Raw genomic sequence first — 14,771 nt, forward strand, 5'->3', positions numbered from 1 at the left:
GAAATAGGGGCGATAAAGGGGCGCCGGGCTTCGTTAGAAACGCATCCGGACCGAAGCGCCGCCCCTGAAGCGCTTGTACCTGTCCCTCGCGTCGATCTCGGCATCCCGGTCACCGTAGCTGGCCATGGCAACAACGGATATGCTGCGTGAGATCACGTACTCGACCTCTCCGCCAACAGTGAATATTCTCTGCTTGTCCCCTGACCCGTTATATTTGGTCTGTCGAAAACCGAACGTCGGCGTGGCGAACAGGTCGTGGCGGATCTCCTGCTGCACGGCCAGCCGGAACGAGGTGTCCGTGCGCTGCTGGGCACCCGTGCGGAAAGTGGCCACGTCGCCTTGGAAAACATCCAGCAGGATCGCCGTTCGACGGCGTGGCCGGTAGACAAGGCTTCCCGCGATCGAGATGCCCGTCCTCCCCTTCACGCCCCCGTCGCTGGGATCGAAACGGAATACACCGGCGGAAAAGTTGCCTTCGAGAGGCCCGCCCGGCTGAATGTCGACACCCACGCGCCCGCCGAACGTCGTCGAGTTCCGACCGGTGCCGGCTGCCGTTTTTTCAAGGCGGAAGTCGCGGCGCGTGACGAATCCCGTCGCGGTCAGGAAAACCGTGGAGCGCGTACGCAGGCCAAAGGTCGCCCGGGCGTTGTAGTTGGTGAAGTCACGGTCCGCGTCCCGCTGCGACACCGCGTCGTATTGCGTTGCCGCACCTTCCACGTCGATCAGTACATGCCCGCTGTCACGCCGATAACGCAGGTTTCCGCCGAGAACGTCAATTTTTCGCGGCCCGGTCTGCTGGCTGACGTTGGACTCCGGATCGCCGCGCTCTTCGATCGCTCGCTGCACAAAGCCGCGGGCGGACGCTGCCGAGGAATCGGTGGGCGCCCAACGCAGTGCGCCGTCGATGCTCCACGCCTCGGCATTTTCGGTCTTGAGATCCGCGAACCGCCGGATGTTTCCCGAGGCGCCTAGCTCTGCCGATAAGGGACCGGGCGCCGTCGCCAACCGCATGCGCGGCATGATCTCGGTGCGGATGTCGTCGTTTCGATCGCGTGGTTCCGCGTAGACGTTGCTGTCGTATTCCAGCTTCGCCTCCAGCCCGAGGCTTAGGCTCGTGTTGCCGATCCGCCTGGGCCGCTCCCGGTAAATGGAATCGTTGGCAAAGACGGCGGGCGCTGTTTCGCCGATGTCGCGCGCTTGCGACTGAGCCATGGCGCGCGGGCTCACAAGGAGAAGCGGCACCGGAGCTGCAAGGAGAAGGGCGCGAACCTGCATCGATCAGAACCACCGTTCGTAGACGCGGATCTGATCACCAGGCAGGATCGGGGTGTGTTCGTCGGCCCGGGCTGTCATCGGAGCACCGTTCACCGTCCGAGTTATTGAAACGGCTCCGGTGCTTGCCCGGTATGTATATCCGCCGGCTGCGGAGAGTGCCGAAAGTACGGTCATGCCCTGGCGGAATTCGAACTCACCGGGCTTGTTCACCTCACCCACGATGTAGAACGGGCGCAACTGGACAGGGGCGACGTTGACGACGGGATCACCCGTCATGATGCCCTGACGCAGCAGGGTGGTCGCGAGGCTCTGCTCGATCTCGCGGTACGTCATCCCGCCCACAGCGATCTGCTTGACGTAGGGCAGCGAGATCATGCCGCTGTCCTCCACGGTGTATTCGCCGTTCGCGGCGGCCAGATCCTGAATGACGATGCGCAGCTTGTCGCCAGCGTTCACCCGGTACGCGCCGGCGGGAGCTGCCGAAAGAGCTGGCATCGACTTGGTGGGCGATCCGCAGCCGCCCAGGAGCATGGCTCCGGCGGTGGCGGCGAGCATGGCTGCGCGAACGGGCGCCAAGACAGGACTTTTGAAGGGCATGGTGCGCTCCCCTGAAGAGATAGGCGCCCTGGTTCCGGGCGCTCACAACGGTTTGACGAGGGTAGGCGGTAAAGCTCCGAAAATCCTTGGGAATTAAGGATTATCCGGTTCTCTCGCGCGAGTTGGCGGCACTACCTCTCCGCGCAAGAACGGGCGACGACGTGCTAGACGGCGCCGCCGTGATGGAGTGCACCTTTTGAAGGCCACTCAAATTCCAGGAAGTCAGGTCGAGATCGCACAAGGATGCAAGTTGCTCCACATCCCGGGCGTAGAAATCGATCAGGTGCCGGCGCAGAGCCGGAGACAGAGGAGGGTAGGCGATTTCGCGCGCCATCAACGAACGCGTTCCCTCGAAAAGAGGGTTCCCGCGCAAGGGGCGCACGACACCCTTCAACGGGGCGAGCGCCCTGCGCAGAGGCAGAGGCAGGATTGCCGACCGGCTGTTGTTCTCGCGCTGGCTTACGCGCTCGGGCGCGTAGACGGGCTCCACGCCGATGTGGCGAGAGACCGAATGCACGATCTCTTCCGGTCGCCTGTCTACGTCTTCGTAGAGATAGACGAGGATGTTCTCACGAGGGAACAGGTCGAGCCAGCGCCGCAAGTGACGCGCATAGAGGCCGTCTTCCAGAAATCGGGGGACGGACGAGTCCGGCCGTGACAGATACTCTTCGGGCGGGCCGGAAATCGTCCCTCGGCGATAGAACATCTTGTAGTCGGAATAAGCCCGCTCCACCGGATTGCGCAGTTGCAAGACCAGCCGCACGTCCGGCAGCATCTTGGCCACACGCTGGGCCGCCAGCGGATGCGCAAGGTAGTCAGCAGACTTCTCGCCGACGATCTCCACGCTGGAGGGCCGAGGTTCGAAGAAGGTGCGGTAGTGCTCCTCGCCTCTTTCGAACCCGGCGCTGAAAAAATGGGGCTCGCAGTCCGGCAGAAAGATCCGTGGATTTTCCTGAAGCCGCATTTGTATCCAGGTAGTGGCAGCCTTGACGGCTCCGATGACGATGAAGCTTGGATACCAATCCCGACCGCTCATTCCGCAAACGCCTCCCGGACGGCTTCTGCGATGTAATTCATGTCGGAAGTCTCCATGGTGTGATCGACGGGGAACATGAGGGTCCGCCGCCCAAGCGCGCGCGCCCTCGGCAAGTCGCCATCACGGCGCACCGGCAGGTGAGTGAAGGCCTTTTCCTGGCTCATGTCCGGGCAGGAGCCCGTCCCGGCGGGAATCCCGCGAGCCAGCAGTCTTTGGAGGATTCGCTCCCGCTCCGCGGCCGGCTCGCGCCCTTCAGCGGCAAGCTGGACGTAGAACTTGTACCACGCATGCCCCTCGTCGGGAGACAGCCGGGGCAGGAGAAGCCCGTCCAGGTCCTTCCACGCATCCAGAAGTATGCGTGCGTTGCGACGGCGCATGTCCAGCCATCCGGGAAGCTTCGTGAGCTGCCGACGCCCGATGGCCGCCTGCATCTCGGTCATGCGGTAATTGGACCCGGCAAGGTCGTGGATGTAGCGGAACGCTCCGGATGGCGGTGACTGCGGCGCAATCATCGCGTGAGATTTGCCGTGATCCTTGATCGACCAGGCGACCTCCCAAGTCATCTGGTCGCGAAGCAGGAGAACCCCTCCTTCACCGCCCGTGGACATGATCTTGTCCGTGCAGAAAGAGAAGGAAGAAGCGGCGCCGAAGGAACCGACCCTGCGGCCTTTCCATGTCGCGCCGTGTGCCTGCGCACAGTCTTCAAGCAGGAGAAGCCCATGATCCCGGCAGAGGGCAACCATGGCATCCATGTCGCAGGGCCACCCGGCAAGGTGCACGCACAGGACGGCCCTGGTGCGCGGCCCGATCATCCGTTCGACAGACACGGGATCGATGTTCTGACTGTCGGCTGCCACGTCGGCGAAGACCGGGAGCGCCCCCACCGCAAGTACGCAGCTCGCTGAGGCGAAAAAGCTGCGCGCCGGCACGATCACCTCGTCGCCGGGGCCGATTCCCAGAGCGCGCAAGGCGACTTCCAGCGTGAGGGTGCCGTTCGCGATGCACAGGCCGTGCGGCATACCGATGTAGTCGGCGAACTCGGCCGCGAACGCTATGTTATGCGTGCCGTGAACGAGCGCGTTCACCCTACCTGACTGCAGCACCTCGCACACGGCCTCGATCTCGTCGGCTTCGTGACAGGGCCATCGGCTTCGGACCTGCCGTGCTGCGGGTTCGACGAGCGCGATGGTGCTCTCGATCTTCTCGATGGACAGAGCATTCATACGTTTACAGGCTCCCCATTGCGGCCCGACAGCACGGGCAGATCGTTTTCGACCGGTGTCAGCAAGGCGGCTCCACTCGGTATCTTGACCAGAGTGTGAGTGATGCGACGAGCCTCCGCGTGGTCGCCCAACTCGACGGCACGGCTTAGCCGATCGATGCTATGGGTGATGTAGGGAAGCGGTATCGGCTTCGATTGCGCTTCGAAGATGCCCTTGATCGCGGAGGGAACCTGCTCCTCGCAGATATCGAACAGCTCCTCGTAGAGCTTCTCGCCGGGTCGCAGCCCCACGAACTCGACCGGCACGTCGATCTCCGGCTGCAGGCCGTAGAGCCGGATCATCCTGTAAGCCAAGTCGACGATGCGGATGGGCTTGCCCATATCCAGCACGAGGATCGTGCCGCGACGGGAGTCCTCGCTGAGGACGGTGGAACTGCTCTGGAGGATGAGCTGCACGGCCTCCCGCACGGTCATGAAGAACCGCTCGATATCCGGATGCGTGACCGTCAGGGACTTGCCCTCACGCAGCTGACGATGGAAGAGCGGCACGATGGATCCGCTCGATCCGAGCACATTGCCGAAGCGCACCGTCATGAACCGCGGGGCGTCCGCATCGTCGACCCCGCACATGTCGAGGGCCTGGCTATAGAGTTCGCCCACGCGCTTCGTCGCGCCCATCATGCCTACGGGGTTGACTGCCTTGTCGGTCGACACCTGCACCATGGCCTTGGCGGAAAACTCACAGACCGCATCCGCGACGATCCGGGTGCCGATGATGTTGGTGTGTACCCCCGCACAGGGGTTCGTTTCCACGATGGGCACATGCTTCAGCGCCGCCGCGTGGTAGACGATCACCGGACGGTGCTTTTCAAAGACCCGTCGCACTTCGTTGCGCTGCCGGATGTTGCACAGCTCGGGCTGGATATCGAGGTCGGGATAGACCTCGCGCAGCTTCATCTCGATCGCGTAGAGGTGGAATTCGCTCTGCTCCAGCAGGACGAGGCGTGAGGGGCGGAAGCTGGCAAGCTGCCAGCACAGTTCACCGCCGATGGTGCCGCCAGCCCCGGTCACCAGAACGCACTTTCCGGCGATCTGGCTGGTGATCTGCTCGCCTTCGAGCGTCAGTTCGTTGCGACCCAGCAGGTCCTTGACTGAGAGTTCCTCAAGCTGGACGCTCCGGTTGCGCTGGAGGATGTGGCTCCAGCACTCGCGTACCCGCGACAGCTCGATGTTCAGTCCACGGGCGCGCGATGCCAGACGTGCCATCTCGCGATTGCTGAGGTCGTTGCCATCGTCACATGCGATGATGAGGGACGGGCGCAGGTCTTCCCTGTCGAGGACGTCCACGGCCTGCAGCACGTCGTCGTGGCTGCCCAGCACGGGCACATCGGCGATCTGCAGAAGAGTGCCATCAACGGTGGGAAGCAGAATGCCGGTGATCGCGAGTGTGGGAGTGGTCTCACGCCGAACCATCTGGATCACCGAAAGCACCCAGTCCGGTGACCCGACAAGGATAGCGCGCCGCAGGTGTTGTATACGCGGATCGAAGCGGTTGACCGGCGCCGGACTGTTCACCCGCTCGCGGATGACCCGGCGCACGCCCCGCATGAACATCAGCGCGGCAAGGCCGAGCAGCCACTGGGCCAGGCCGATCTCCGCCCATAACCCGCGCTCCTGCTGCACGCCCGGGAAGAGAAACAGGATCGCCCAGCCCAGCGCAAAGCTGGGCAGGGAAAGCGCGGAAAGCTGGACGGCGTGCGTGAAGCTGAAGAAGCGCCAGCTGCGTCGATAGAGTCCCGTGCCCAGAAAGATCATGACGACGGTGGCGGAGAAGATCATGACGGCAAGCGTATCGATTTCGCTGTCGGGGAAATCGGTGCGTCCAACGACCGAAAAGGCCATGACGAGAGTTGCGCAAAGAGCCGCGAAATCGACCGACATGAGTGTCAGGCTGCGGATCATGCGCCGCAGGCTGAACTGAGCGCTGGCGGAGATTGCACGCCTGGGGCCGATCTTTCGAACGCTCACGAGGCGGTTGCGCATTGCGCCGGTGGCAAAGGGGAGCCGGCTCCCGGAGACGATCTGGTCCATTGAGGCGACCTTCGCAAAGCGGCGGAATACATCAGACTGCCGTCGCGGCAGTCGTAACGCACCGTTTACGGCGGCCTTGCCCCCGGCGCACCTGAGCATGTGTTATCAACCCGAATTGCCACGCCCGTTCTCCTAGGAGACGGCGCATCCTCTCGCTCATCCGGATACTTCATAGGTCTTAGCGACAATTCGAAGCGCCGGTTCTTAATTGGAGTGCATGATCTCCAAGGGCTATCAGCCGTTATGATCCTTTGCTCTTCGCGCGTGCGGACGCATGATCTCTTCAGACCTCTGCATTCCCCGTTCACCCCCGGCTCCGGCATGCAGCGGTCGCTCGTTCATCGCAGCCAAGGCTACGCTGTCTCATGAAGATCCTGGTACTCTCGAGCCTGGCCTATTCGCTTACCAATTTCCGGGGCGCGTTGCTGCGTGAAATGATCGCGAATGGCCACACCGTCCTGGCCGTCGCGCCTGACCACAACGACGCTGTCGCACAGGAACTCAAGAGTTCCGGTATCGGTTTTCGCGTGGTGCCGATGCAGAGAACCGGCACCAACCCGATACACGATGTGGCGCTACTCTATCGATACGCCCGGCTGATCATGTATGAGAAGCCGGACCTGATCCTCGCTTACACGCAGAAGCCGATCATCTACGGCGGGTTGGCGGCGCGTCTTGTCGGTGGACGTCGGTTCTTCGCGCTCATGTCCGGCCTCGGCTACGTCTACAGCCCGCATAACGACAAGCGACAGCTGCTGCGCAAGGCGGTCTCGTTCCTCTATCGGGAAGCTGTGCGACGCACGCGTGCGATCTTCGTGTTCAATGCCGACGACCGCCAGGACATGCTCGACTTCGGGATCGTGAACGCCTCCCATCGCGTGGTACAGGTACCCGGGTCAGGGGTTGACCTTGCACACTTTCCCCATGTTCCGCTGCCACGGACGGTCATCCGTTTCCTTTTCGTGGGCCGGCTCATGCGCGACAAGGGCGTGTACGAGTTTCTGGAAGCGGCACGCCGGATCAGCCGGCATCATCCTACCTGCGAGTTCATGGTGCTCGGCCACTACGAACGGGCAAACCCCACCGGCATCGACGAGGCGGAATGCCTCAAGCTTGCGGCGGAGTACCCCGTCAGGTTCGTTCCCGGCACCACGGATGTGAGACCCTATCTCGCCGGCTGCTCGGTCTTCGTGCTGCCCTCCTACTACCGTGAAGGCCTGCCACGCACGATCATCGAGGCCATGTCGTGCGGACGACCGATCGTGACCACAGACACGCCAGGGTGCCGCGAACCGGTGGCAGAAGGTGAAAACGGGTTCCTGGTGCCGCCGCGTGACGTGGATGCCCTTGCGATCGCCATGCAACGCTTCATCGACAATCCCGAACTCATCGGGGCCATGGGCGCGCGATCAAGAGCCATCGCCGAAGCCACGTACGACGTGCGGAAGGTCAATCGGCAGCTTCTCGACGAAATGGATCTCCTCGTGGAAACCTGGAAGCCGCAGGTGATCGATCCCGGGCAGCCGGCAAACGATCGAGAAGCCTCTCCGGGTGCGGCAGGCGCCTGTCCGGCCGGCCTTGCGAAGGCTGAAACCACTGTACATCCGATCGCGGGATAGAGCATGCCGATCGCTGATATTGAATGTTCGACCGAGCAAGCCACGGCATTGTTGCGCGCTGCCGTGGTCGGTGCCGTGGGAAGCACGGAAATCCTTCTCGCGGAGCTGTCGAGGGCCGAAGGCTGGGAGGTACCGCTCGTGGTGACTCTGCCCCCCGAACTGCATGGCCGCCATTCTGACATCGTGGATCTGGCGCCGCACGCTGCTGCGGCGGGAGCGGAACTGCTTTATGTGGCGCGCACGAACGATGCTGCAACACTGTCGGCCGTGAGGGCTGCCCAGCCCGATTACGTCTTCGTCGTGGGCTGGTCACAGATCGTGAACGCCGAGTTCCTGAACATCGCGGCGAGAGGCTCCATCGGTTACCACCCGGCACCCCTGCCGCGACTGCGGGGGCGGGCGGCGATCCCCTGGACCATCCTCCTGGATGAGCCCATTTCCGCCTCCAGCCTGTTCTGGATAGGCGAGGGCACCGACGATGGCGACATCCTGGCGCAACGCTATTTCCATGTGGCGCGGGACGAAACGGCGCGATCCCTGTACGACAAGCACATGGATGCACTTGGCGCGCTGCTGCGGGAGGTACTTCCCAAGCTGGCCAGCGGGCAGCAGCCCCGCACACCGCAGGACGATCGGTTCGCCACCTGGGCGACGAAGCGCACACCTGCCGACGGGCGGATCGACTGGCAGGAAAGTGCCACTTCAATCCACCGCTTGGTTCGCGCAGTCGGAAGTCCGTACCCCGGCGCCTTCACCACCCTCGGGTCGCGTCACCTGACGGTGAGTGGGACGCGGCTCGTGAGCGGTACGGAACGTCATCACGCCATGCCGGGCCAGATCGTAGCGAAAATCGGAGACAGTCTTGTCGTGCAAACAGGCGACGGTCTTCTGGAGATCACGGACTGGACTTTCGAGGATGGGCGCTCACCCGCCATCCACAGCATCCTTGGGCGCGGTTGAGGCATGGGTCTTGAACATTTCGGGCGCGTGCTTGTCATAGCGCCACATCCCGATGACGAGATACTTGGCTGCGGCGGCACGATGGCCCGGCTCACAGGAGCGGGTCACGAGGTCCATGTGGCCATTGTCACCCTCGGGCGCGAGCCTGCCTTTCCCGCCGAAGGGGTCGCTCGCGTGCAGGACGAAGCACGCCGCGCGCATGCGTTGATCGGCGTTCATGCCACGCACCGCCTCGATTTACCGGCTGCAGCGCTGGACACCGTGGCAGCCGCCGAGCTCAACGGAGCGCTGATCAACCTCGTGAACGACGTCAACCCGGATACTCTGCTGATCCCGTTCCTCGGGGACGTTCACCAGGATCACCAGTTGACCTTCCTCGCCTCGATGGTCGCGGCGCGTCCTCGCAGTCCAAAGGCACCCGCGCGGATCCTTGCCTACGAGACGTTGTCGGAAACAAACTGGTACGCTGCGCCCACGACCCCCGCCTTTGTTCCCAATGTCTTTATCGACATACAGTCGACGCTCGAGCGCAAGTTGGAGGCATTTTCTCTGTTCGAAACACAGGTCAAGGCCTTTCCCGACGAGCGCTCGCTTCTCACGATCGAAGCTCTGGCGCGCTTGCGCGGCTCGGCGGTCTTCCTGCGCGCAGCCGAAGCCTTCATGGCCATCCGGATGATCGAGCGATAGGCCGACGTGCGGCGAGACCCGCCGCGTTCAAGCGAGTGCTTTCCGGAGGCGTCGACTAGATCTTCATGGCACCGGCAGGTAACGCCACCCTAAGAGCGCTTGAGGTCCAGTCCGTTCACCGCACGGCAAGACGATTGCGATCGACCTGGCTTGCGCTGTATGCCCCAGGGAAATGGGGGATCGTAAATGGCGTCGGGCTGCTTGAGAATACGCGTAAAGTGCGTCACCGCGTCGGAATTCCGTGGCGTGGTTGCCGATGATGATGGCCCCAGCCCCATGCTCCGAGAAGGGACCGAGGCAAAGGTGTTCCTCAATCCTCCGGGCACCCACTTCGAGGAAGCCTCGATCATCGGGTCCGGGCGGATCTATGACGATCGCGTCGAAATCGACCTGTGCCTGCGATCTGACCTCGTTGCGAAGCTTGTCGACTCCGCGCCACTCATGCTGGAGATGACGACCTCGCCCTTGACCGAGACCATCTTTCGCGTCCGAAACGTGGAAAACTGGGGGAAGGCCCCGGAAATTTAGACGGGCAGCGGTGCCTTATCGCGCGCGTAGTAGTACTGATAGTACGCCATGTCTTCTCCGAGGACGGATGCGGATCGGGCGTCGACCTGGGTAAGCACCAGCCCGAAGATGTTGGCATCCGCGCGGTGCAGTTCGCGAAGGGCCGTCTTCAGCAAAGGCTTTGGCGTCGTGCGCCACCGCACCACCAGGAGGACGACATCCGCCATGGCCGCGACCGCCCGAGCTTCCGCGACTGGGATGGCCGGGGCGATGTCGAGTACGATGAGATCGTAGAAAGCCTTGCAGTGATCCAGCAGCGCGGCCGTCATGTCCGACTGGACGATATCGAAGTTGTTGCCGCTCGTCGTGTTAAGCGGCAGGACATGAGCGCCGGAGGATTGATCGACGACCACGGCCTCCTTGAGGGTGGACAGGCCGGAAAGGACCTCGACCAGACCGGGCCCTTCTCCGAGGCCGAAGGCATGCGTCGTTCCCATGCGCCGCAGGTCGCAATCGATGAGGAGGGTACGCCGCCCCGCCAGGGCCGCCGATCGCACCAGGGCCATAGCGGTGCTGGTCTTGCCTTCGTCGGGGATGGATGAGGTCAGCCCCACCGTCTTAGCAAGCTGCCCCTTCTGTCCTATCCGCAGCGCCGTCCAGATCGACCGAACCGTTTCAGCAAAAGGCGATTCCCGGTGCGTGGCCAGGAAGTCGGGCACCGACAGTGGCTCTCCCTTGCGGAAGTCGGGCTCGTCCATTGTGGCGATGTCGGGAAGGCTGCTGATGACCTTCAGACCCGTGAACTCCTCCGCCTCGGTGCGTGTCCGGATGCCGTCCTCCCGCCATTCCAGCGCCAGAGCGAGACCCACGGCGGCGACGATGCCGATGGCAAGCCCGCCGATCATATAGACCAGGATGTCTGGCGAGGAGGGCAGGCGGGGCGTCTGCGCGCGTGAGATGATGTCCGCCTTGCTTTTCTCTGTCCCTCGCGTCGCCAGCTGGACGCGATAACGATCCAGGAACGTTTGGTAGAGCTGGCGCGAACTTTCCGCCACACGCTCAAGTTCGGCGAGCCGTACCGAAGCGTTGTTCCCTGCAAGCAGCCTTCCCCGCGCGCCGCCGATGGCGCCCTGTATCGCTCCAACGCGCTGGCTTGCCACGCGTACATCCTGCCCGACGCCGGAACTGGCACGCGAAACTTCGCGCCGGAGAGCGGTGCGGGCTGCCGCGAGGTTGGCCTCGGTTCGGACACGGTCCGGATGTGCAGGGCCGAGGGAGGAGGTCTGTTCCGCCAGTTTCTGCTCCAGCGTTGCGACCTGGCGACGCAGATCGGAGATGACAGGACTGGAGTTCACGACCGAACCGTTCTCACCGGCGTTCGCGCTCGCCCGGCCCTGCGCGGCCGCCAAGTCGGCCTTTGCAGCCGCCAGTTCGGTGTTGAGCGTGGAAAGCTCCTGCTGGGCGATGGTGTCGTCGTCGCTGATGCTGACAAGGTCGGCGCGGGCGCGGTACTGCGCAACCGCCGCTTCGGCCCTCAGCACGTCGCCCCGCAACTGGTCCAGGCGCGAGCGCAGCATCTGGATGTCAGACCCTCGCGCTGTCTGCGCCGCCTGGACTTGCCCCCCGACGTAGGCGTCAGCGACAGCGTTCGCCACCATGGCCGAAACTTCGGGATCGTTCGACTTGTATCTTAGATTGATGGCGTAGGAGAGCCCCTTGCGTTCCACCTTCAGGCCGGAGCGCACAAGGTTGGTTGCGGCCTCGACGCTAAGCGGGGCCGTCGTGTCGGGCACTTTTGCCTTCAGGAACGCGGCGTCCGTGTTCAGCCGGCTCCGGATGACGGCGTTGCGCGCGATTTCCGGCGACAGGAGTACCTGGACTTCGGTGTCCACTGCCGGCGAGTCTATGACGTTGTCGCGGTTGGTCTGTGCCGTGCGGACGATCTGCTGTTCACTGCGGTCCAGCGCCAGAATGACGTTGGCTTCGTAAACCTTTTCGGCAAACAGGTAAGCGATCATCGTCAGCGCGACGATACCCCCCACAAGCCCGAGCATAAGCCACTTGTGACGCCAGATCAGCGCTGTCAGCCAAGCGAGATCAATGAACTTCTCGCCGCCGCCATGCGCCTGTCCCGTAGGAGAGGGCTTGGCTTCGTAAGGCTGCTGGGCTTCGAAGTGTTGGACACCGAGGTTCAAAAGCGCACGCTCCCTGGAAGAGGCGGGGTTACTGTGCCGCCGGAACAGCCTATCGATCCATCAGAAACACGGGGTAATTCGGAATTGAAGGCAGGCGAGATCGGTCGTCAGCGGGCCTAAAGATTAACGGCGATCAGTTGTTTACCCGTTGGTCGACCGTCACATCCGATCCAGCGAAGCTGCTGGTGCTGTTGAGAATCTGGCTACTGCTTGCGACCAGACGCCGGATATGCAGAGTGACGGGACCATCCTCTGCGCGGAACAGGGGCACCTTCGGGTTACCGGTCACGATCAGCACGTCGATCTCGATCCGTCGTCGCTGATTGCGGCTACCCTTGCCGATGATGCCGACGAAGCTGTTGGTCCCCAATTCGATGAGACCGTGCTTCTGGTCGCTCCAGATCTTCATACCCTCACGGCATCCCTCCAGCCGTACGTTGTCCACCCTGACGGCACCCTTGATGTCAAGGCAGGCATCGCTTGCGTTCGATACGCTGCCGTCGGCAATGAGCCCTGAATAGCCGCCTTCGGTCGATATGCCGTCGACGTTCTGGTAATTGCTTCCCTTCGCCATGGTGAGGTTGCGAAAGTCGAAGTTGCGGATTTCGAAGGTTCCGGTGTCGTTGGCATCCTTGCCCTTGAGGGCGATCGCCGCCCAGGCATCCGCGTCGTTCACGGCAGGCGAGGCCGGGTCACCGATCCAGACCAGATCCCGGAAGACGGCTTTTCCGATGCCATTGCTGACATTGACGAGGCCGAGCCCCAGGACGGGGTCGGCGCGCGCCGCCGTGGCGCTGACGCGCACAACCTGCAGGTCTGGAACGGTGTCGCCGCGAAGGAGAGGGCCGTAGCCCCGCGCGACGACATCGGAGAGGACAAAACCCGTGACGTTGCGGGCATTGACCAGCATTGTGCCAGCGGCAACGCACAGGCCCTTCACCGGCGCCGCGCCTGCGGTGGCGCGGATCGTCTGGCGCGTCCTGCAGTCGGAGGTGTTCGCCTGAGGCTGGGCTATTGCCGGCATCCGGAACGAGGACGAGGTGCCTTGCGCGAAGGCTGCCGATGGCGATTGCGACCGCGTCAGTGCGATACCCGCCGCAATCGTTCCGCAAAGAAGGAGCGAGGCCGTCGAAGCGTAGAACCTGTTCATGCGCCATATCCTGTGCTTTGTCGTGACTTACGAAGGTGATGCGGTCCGGCCTTGCCCGTTTTAGTGAAATACGCTGACGGGCCGGCCTTCATTCCGCGACGGGCCGGGCGCGACACGGCTCCGGTCCAGCCAGGCGTGAATGGTGAAGCCGCACAGAAGGCCGTAGAAGAGAAGGCCTTCGATCATCCAAATCGGCATCGTTGCCATGTTCAGAACGAAGAAGCCGAGGTGAGCGGTCACGAGCGTCAGCCGATGGCCTCTTGCGGCAGACAGCGCGAGGGCCAGCATCCAAGACCACAGAAGCAGCATCGCCATCACGCCAAGCGCGCCTAACTCGTACAGCGTCGATACGAGCGTATTATGCGCATAGTATCGATAGCGGCCTTCCCACGCGTTTGCTCCGAAACCGATCAGGTGCTGTCGGCTTCCACCCTGCTGCCACGCGTCGATGTACTGACTCCAGAGAAACAGCCGGCCCGACATCATTTCCCGGTCCGCCTCCTGAAAGTCGTCCGGAGATTTGTTCACGATCTCCGGATTGGCCGCCAGGGTGGCGATGGCCTCGAACCGTTCGCCGGCGATGACGGGGATAACAGGGACCGCCGCCAGCATCGCCAGAACGATCAGGATCCCGGCAACACCGCGTTGCCGGGGCGGCACGGCGGCCGCGGCGGCACTGATCAGGAGACCGATCAGCAGAGGGGCTGCCGCCAGGATTGCGGTCCTGTAATTCGCTGCCGCTATGCCGGAGATGGTGATGGCGCCCACGAGGATCTTGTACCGTCCCTTCAATCCCGGGTGCAGCATGGCTGTGAGGAGCGCCGTCAGGAGGATTATCGAAAAACTGGCCTCATGATTGTAGCCGCCGATGTACGAAGCCGATCCATCGCTTTCGTTCGCCTTGCTGATGCCCAGGACCAGACTGGCGCACTGCATCGTGAGCGGCAGGGAAAAGGTTGAAAGCAGGCGCGACAGCACGGCCGCGTAGCCATCAACTCGAAAGGCGTCATAGGCGGCGAGGGCGATCATCGCGAAATACGCGTACTTAACGAGCGTCTCCACGCCTCCCGCCGCTTCTCCGTTAAGGGCTGCGCTGATGGCGACAAGAAAGGCGAGCGGCACGAGCGGAACAAGCACCAGCGGTACCGCACGGCTACGCAACAAAACCTGACTTCCGATGGCGACGAGGGCGACCGAAACCAGCGCGTTCCAGCTGAGACCTGCCGGTGAGGCGGCGAAAGAAAATTCCGGTTGCGAGGACATGGCCAGGCGAAGGGCGAAAGCGGACACCAGGAACGATGTGGAAGCACTGACGCGAACGCAGAGAAAGACGACAAGGACAGCGTAGCCCAGCAATACCGGCAGGACGAGGAAAAGTGGAAGAGGCGGGCTGCCGTCGGTCAGAGCAAGCATGCGCTGGGTCTGTCGTCTT

At 63.0% G+C, this 14,771-nt stretch carries 12 protein-coding genes; 4 read left to right on the plus strand and 8 right to left on the minus strand.

The window, feature by feature from the left end:
- Nucleotides 1–33: 33 nt before the first annotated feature.
- The 5 genes from C2R25_RS19790 to C2R25_RS19810 form a co-directional block, all read right to left on the minus strand.
- Nucleotides 34–1,242, minus strand: coding sequence for an outer membrane beta-barrel protein (locus tag C2R25_RS19790; RefSeq protein ID WP_233204171.1), 1,209 nt, complete (start codon nucleotides 1,240–1,242; stop codon nucleotides 34–36).
- Nucleotides 1,243–1,278: 36 nt separating this feature from the next.
- On the minus strand, nucleotides 1,279–1,830 hold the full coding sequence (locus tag C2R25_RS19795) for a polysaccharide biosynthesis/export family protein (protein ID WP_233204173.1): 552 nt from the start codon (nucleotides 1,828–1,830) through the stop codon (nucleotides 1,279–1,281).
- Between the two features lie 142 nt (nucleotides 1,831–1,972).
- Nucleotides 1,973–2,908 carry a sulfotransferase gene (locus C2R25_RS19800; RefSeq protein ID WP_103730834.1) on the minus strand — a complete coding sequence of 312 codons (936 nt, stop codon included), beginning with the start codon at nucleotides 2,906–2,908 and terminating at the stop codon, nucleotides 1,973–1,975.
- On the minus strand, nucleotides 2,905–4,131 hold the full coding sequence (locus tag C2R25_RS19805; protein ID WP_103730835.1) for a DegT/DnrJ/EryC1/StrS aminotransferase family protein: 1,227 nt from the start codon (nucleotides 4,129–4,131) through the stop codon (nucleotides 2,905–2,907). The genes C2R25_RS19800 and C2R25_RS19805 overlap by 4 nt, the downstream gene beginning before the upstream one ends.
- Nucleotides 4,128–6,221, minus strand: coding sequence for a polysaccharide biosynthesis protein (locus C2R25_RS19810; protein ID WP_158250730.1), 2,094 nt, complete (start codon nucleotides 6,219–6,221; stop codon nucleotides 4,128–4,130). The genes C2R25_RS19805 and C2R25_RS19810 overlap by 4 nt, the downstream gene beginning before the upstream one ends.
- A gap of 365 nt (nucleotides 6,222–6,586) precedes the next feature.
- On the opposite strand from C2R25_RS19810, the gene C2R25_RS19815 reads away from it, so the two are divergent.
- The 4 genes from C2R25_RS19815 (at nucleotide 6,587) to C2R25_RS19830 (ending at nucleotide 10,015) form a co-directional block, all read left to right on the plus strand.
- Complete coding sequence (locus tag C2R25_RS19815; RefSeq protein ID WP_103730837.1) at nucleotides 6,587–7,840, plus strand: glycosyltransferase family 4 protein; 1,254 nt, start codon at nucleotides 6,587–6,589, stop codon at nucleotides 7,838–7,840.
- A 3-nt stretch (nucleotides 7,841–7,843) separates the two neighbouring features.
- Complete coding sequence (locus tag C2R25_RS19820; protein WP_233204175.1) at nucleotides 7,844–8,800, plus strand: methionyl-tRNA formyltransferase; 957 nt, start codon at nucleotides 7,844–7,846, stop codon at nucleotides 8,798–8,800.
- 3 nt (nucleotides 8,801–8,803) lie between these two features.
- Nucleotides 8,804–9,487, plus strand: a complete 684-nt coding sequence (locus tag C2R25_RS19825) for a PIG-L deacetylase family protein (protein WP_103730838.1) — start codon at nucleotides 8,804–8,806, stop codon at nucleotides 9,485–9,487.
- Nucleotides 9,488–9,688: 201 nt separating this feature from the next.
- Nucleotides 9,689–10,015 carry a hypothetical protein gene (locus tag C2R25_RS19830; RefSeq protein WP_146049704.1) on the plus strand — a complete coding sequence of 109 codons (327 nt, stop codon included), beginning with the start codon at nucleotides 9,689–9,691 and terminating at the stop codon, nucleotides 10,013–10,015.
- On the opposite strand, the gene C2R25_RS19835 is transcribed toward C2R25_RS19830, so the two are convergent.
- The 3 genes from C2R25_RS19835 to C2R25_RS19845 form a co-directional block, all read right to left on the minus strand.
- Nucleotides 10,012–12,189 (minus strand): polysaccharide biosynthesis tyrosine autokinase, encoded by a 2,178-nt coding sequence (locus C2R25_RS19835; RefSeq protein WP_103730840.1) that lies wholly within the window; start codon nucleotides 12,187–12,189, stop codon nucleotides 10,012–10,014. The genes C2R25_RS19830 and C2R25_RS19835 overlap by 4 nt on opposite strands.
- Before the next feature lie 133 nt (nucleotides 12,190–12,322).
- Nucleotides 12,323–13,339, minus strand: a complete 1,017-nt coding sequence (locus tag C2R25_RS19840) for a hypothetical protein (RefSeq protein WP_103730841.1) — start codon at nucleotides 13,337–13,339, stop codon at nucleotides 12,323–12,325.
- A 60-nt stretch (nucleotides 13,340–13,399) separates the two neighbouring features.
- The gene (locus C2R25_RS19845) at nucleotides 13,400–14,752 is read right to left on the minus strand and encodes an O-antigen ligase (protein WP_103730842.1); all 1,353 of its coding nucleotides are present in this window, start codon (nucleotides 14,750–14,752) and stop codon (nucleotides 13,400–13,402) included.
- Nucleotides 14,753–14,771: the final 19 nt, after the last annotated feature.

The organism is Novosphingobium sp. HII-3 (assembly GCF_002916655.1).
In the GTDB taxonomy this organism is placed as follows: Bacteria; Pseudomonadota; Alphaproteobacteria; order Sphingomonadales; family Sphingomonadaceae; genus Novosphingobium; species Novosphingobium panipatense.